Source organism: Streptomyces diastatochromogenes (assembly GCF_002242805.1).
GTDB lineage: Bacteria > Actinomycetota > Actinomycetes > Streptomycetales > Streptomycetaceae > Streptomyces > Streptomyces diastatochromogenes.
This window is the reverse complement of the sequence record NZ_MCGQ01000131.1, coordinates 1-3,062: the sequence shown is the minus strand read 5'-3', so window position 1 is coordinate 3,062 and position 3,062 is coordinate 1. Positions and strand designations below refer to the sequence as shown.

Genomic DNA, 3,062 nt, shown 5'->3' with positions numbered 1-3,062 from the left:
CGACCGTCGTCGCCACCGTCGCCCTGGGCACGAACGCGCGGACCGCGCGCGCCTACCTCGCCGCCCTGGAGGAACGGGCCGCGCGCCTGGAACAACACCAGGACCAGCAGGCACGACTGGCCGTCGCCGAGGAACGGACCCGCATCGCCCGGGAGATGCACGACATCGTCACCCACAACCTGTCCGTCATGGTCGCCCTCACCGACGCCGCCGTCCAAACGCAGCACCGGTCACCCGACAGGACCACCACCGCGATGCTCCAGGTCTCCGAGACCGGCCGGCAGGCCCTGACCGACATGCGGCGCTCGCTCGGCATCCTGCGGACCGACGAACCCGACGCGCAGCGCCACCCCCTGCCCGGCATCGCCCAACTCGATGCCCTCGCCGACCGGATGCGCGCCGCCGGGCTGCCGACCCGCCTCGACATCCTCGGCAGCCACACCCACGTGCCCGCCACCGCCCAACTGACCGTCTACCGCCTGGTACAGGAAGCCTTGACCAACACCCTCAAACACACCCCCGCCGGCACCCGCGCCGACGTCCGGATACAGTGCTCCGCCGCAACCGTCACCGTGGACATCACCGACAACGGACCCCGCCCCCACCTCCCCGGCCCGTCGTCTCCCGCCGACACCCCGTCCGGCCAGGGCATCCCCGGCATGCGCGAGCGCTCGGCCGCCTACGGCGGGACACTGCGCGCCGGACCGCTCCCGGGCGGCGGCTGGAACGTCCACACCCGCCTCCACCTCGACAGCGACGGAGCAGCTCCCGCATGACGATCCGCATCCTGATCGCCGACGACGAAGCGCTGCTCCGGATGGCCTTCAGCACGATCCTGGACGCCCAGCCCGACATGACACCCGTCGGCGAGGCCGCGAACGGCGCCGAGGCCGTACGCCTCACCCGGGAACTGCGCCCCGACGTCGTCCTGATGGACGTCCGGATGCCCGAGACCGACGGCATCGAGGCGACCCGCCGGCTCACCCACATCTCCCCCAGGAGCAAGGTACTGATCCTCACCACCTTCGACCTCGACGAATACGCCTTCGCCGGACTCGCCGCCGGAGCCTCCGGCTTCCTGCTGAAGAACACCAGGCCCGAGGAACTCCTCACCGCGATACGCAACGTGGCCGCGGGCGACGCCGTTCTCGCCCCAAGGATCACCCGCCGCCTGCTCGACAACCTCCGGCCGCACCTCCCCCACGGGAGCCGCACCGACCACCACGACGAACGACTCAGCCGGCTCAGCACGCGCGAACGCGACGTCCTCGTCAAGGTGGGCAGCGGCCTGTCCAACGCCGAGATCGCGGCCGCCCTGCACCTCGCCGAGGCAACCGTGAAGGCCCATCTCGGGCGGATCCTGCAGAAACTCGGACTCCGCGACCGGATCCAGGCGGTCGTCTTCGCCTACGACAGCCGCCTCGTCCACCCGACCTGACACCACCGCCCCCAACGGGACAGCCTCCCGACCCTTCCACTGGATCCCGCCGGGGCACCCCACCGAACGCACGCCACTGGTGGCACCGGCGGAACACGCCAGGCCGTAGCAACACCAGGAAGGGACCGGGGTACAGGGATGCGGCGGGACCGGAGGAACGCGTGGGCCGAGTCGCAGGTGCGCCGGTCCCGGCCCCTGGCCGCCGCGTTGTGACACAGGGCGGCCCATGCTGCGGTTACTCGTCGCCGTCCTCGATGTCGCCCCACCCATCAGGTTCCAGGCAATGTGCAGGTAATGGTTCGTAGTCCTCCACCAGTGCCTGTGCCACGGCGACTGCTGCTCGTGCAGCGGCGTCGGTGATGGGGGTGCCGCGGTGGACGACCGCGTTCCGCGGGGCCAGCAGGTCGTCCCTCGTCCGAGGCGGCAAGGTCATGCCCAGCCTCTCGGCAAGGTTCAGGCGGGGCCCGAGCATGCGAGTGGCCTCGACGCGCGCTTGTGCTTCATGGGGCGGGTACTGGGCCGAGAGTCGAGCGGCAAGCCCGGTGGCCAACGCGATTTCTGCGGCAGTCGCCGCGTCGATCACCGCGAGGCGCTGTTGACCGGTCGCAGTTGCCCGGATGGCGGTCGTCAGCAGGATGCTCCGGCCCTGCCCGTCATCCAGCCTGGGCCGGTAGATCAGCCGGGACCGCGCACCGGCTTTGTAGCAGGTCAGGGCAGCGATGGAGACCCGTCGGCGGGAGCGGCCACGCACCCGGACGACGGGCGTTCGGCCACGGCGTCCCCAGGTGCGGGCCCGCGCCGGCGTCATCGAGACCCCGGCCTCGTCCTCGAACACCAGCCAGGCTCCGAGCGCCGCCACTACGCTCTTACCTGCGGCCACACCTGCATCTTCCACACCTCGACCGCCCCGTCGTCGCGCTCGATCGCCCGACGAACCGGCTGCTGGCACGACCAGCCGTTGCGTCGCATCAGCTTCCACACGCCCCGGACGGTGTAGGAGACGTGGAACCGCCGACCGATCAGAGTCTTGATTCGCGCAAGCGTCCACCGCTGGTCCTCCCAGCCGTGAGCGAGCGGTCCCTTCTCCAACTCCCGCTCCAGCTGAGCGAACTGCCGCTCACCGAGCCTGGGCGGCGACTACGGCCTTCGACTCCAAGCCGGCCGAACCGCCCTGCCGCCAGGCCTGACACCACCGCTCCACCGACCGCACGGTGACCCGAAGGTCAGCCGCGATCACCCTGTGGCCGTCTCCCCGTTCGAACCGCTCGGCAGCCTCCAACCGCACCCGCTCCCGACGCTGTTGCTCCTGGGCAGTGAACCCGCCCCCCTGCGCGTATCGCACCCCGATGTCATACCGCAGGGACCAAGGACCATCAGCACCTACGACAACACGAGTTCAACCTGAGTAGGTGACCGTCGACACCCCCCTGATGCGTCGGCTCGACGAATCACGTGGCGGGCCGTAGACCAGATCTGACCTGGGGCCCGCCACATTCCGCTACACCGTCGCTGACTCCAGGCTGGAGGGGCAAGGGGGGCGAGTTTGTCGGCGGTGAGTTCACTCCGTCGGCCTGGCGTCCCACATGCTTCCGGCCCCCTCGACATTGGTGTCGAGGGGGCCGGT

Annotated in this window: 2 protein-coding genes and 1 pseudogene; 2 read left to right on the top strand and 1 reads right to left on the bottom strand. The window is 70.5% G+C overall.

The features are described from left to right. The coding region (locus tag BEK98_RS46970) for a sensor histidine kinase (RefSeq protein WP_244202319.1) at positions 1 to 776 on the top strand (776 nt) is incomplete at its 5' end. Further along, positions 773 to 1,438 (top strand): response regulator, encoded by a 666-nt coding sequence (locus BEK98_RS46965; RefSeq protein ID WP_094222925.1) that lies wholly within the window; start codon positions 773 to 775, stop codon positions 1,436 to 1,438. The genes BEK98_RS46970 and BEK98_RS46965, both read left to right, overlap by 4 nt. Before the next feature lie 646 nt (positions 1,439 to 2,084). Here the strand turns inward: BEK98_RS46965 and BEK98_RS46955 are convergent. Next, a pseudogene (locus BEK98_RS46955) lies at positions 2,085 to 2,780 on the bottom strand (IS630 family transposase); the annotation flags it as partial. Positions 2,781 to 3,062: the final 282 nt, after the last annotated feature.

Coding starts and splice junctions, on each gene's coding strand:
- BEK98_RS46965 (WP_094222925.1), top strand. CDS start 773: ATGACGATCCGCATCCTGATCGCCGACGACGAAGCGCTGCTCCGGATG.